The organism is Vibrio sp. 811 (assembly GCF_033339195.1).
In genome coordinates, this window is the sequence record NZ_JAWOUB010000338.1 from 1 (window position 1) to 747 (window position 747).

General features: G+C 45.9%; 2 pseudogenes. Both read right to left on the bottom strand.

The features are described 5' to 3' along the window. Window positions 1–502: pseudogene (locus R7Q46_RS26730) on the bottom strand (GGDEF domain-containing protein); the annotation flags it as partial. Continuing rightward, a pseudogene (locus tag R7Q46_RS26735) lies at window positions 486–747 on the bottom strand (hypothetical protein); the annotation flags it as partial. The pseudogenes R7Q46_RS26730 and R7Q46_RS26735, both read right to left, overlap by 17 nt.

Sequence of the window (747 nt, forward strand, 5' to 3'; positions counted from 1 at the left end):
TATACAGTTTGTAACGCAAACGAAGTGAGCGACTGCTAATGGCATGATCAATCGCGTCGATCTTTTGGTAGTAACGTAGAGCACGGTTGTGATCGCCATAAGCATCACATAAGTTGCCCATACCAATGATCGCTAAAACGTATTCGTCGATAAAACCGTATTCCACTGCGATGTTGGTGGAAGCGATGTACTCGGTGAGGGCAGAGTTGTAATCACCAACTTCAACTAAGCGTTCGCTTAAACTTGCTTTGACCGACAGTATATCTTCGACATCCTCAGGTAATGAGAGCAGTTCTAATGCTTGTCTAAGCTCTTCGATACTGTCACAAAGCTGTTTGATTTCGCGGCGGTATTCTGCGCTGATAACTAGGCAGTGTGCTTTTTCACGGCTGGTGGACGCAATGTGTCGACCGATATGTTCCCAAAGCGTGATGGCTTCTTCCCCAGAAACAGAAGAAGGATCGATGCCTGCGTCAGTGACTTTGCTAAGCAGTAGTTCCATTCTTCATTACCTCAATATAGCTTTCTTCCAACTGCTCTAAAGTAAATGGGAAAGTCAGGATGTCTTGTAAATACAATGTCGGTTTTGGCCCTTTGAGGCCACGTCGTTCCCATGGATAAATGTCTAGCATGGCATGCACGGTTCGGTAGAGCTCTTCTGCGGCTTGATCTTTTTCGGCAATCAACATAGCGAGTCGATCGCTAGATAGGCGTGAAATGAGATCGCTTGGCGTCGTTAATGAGTGA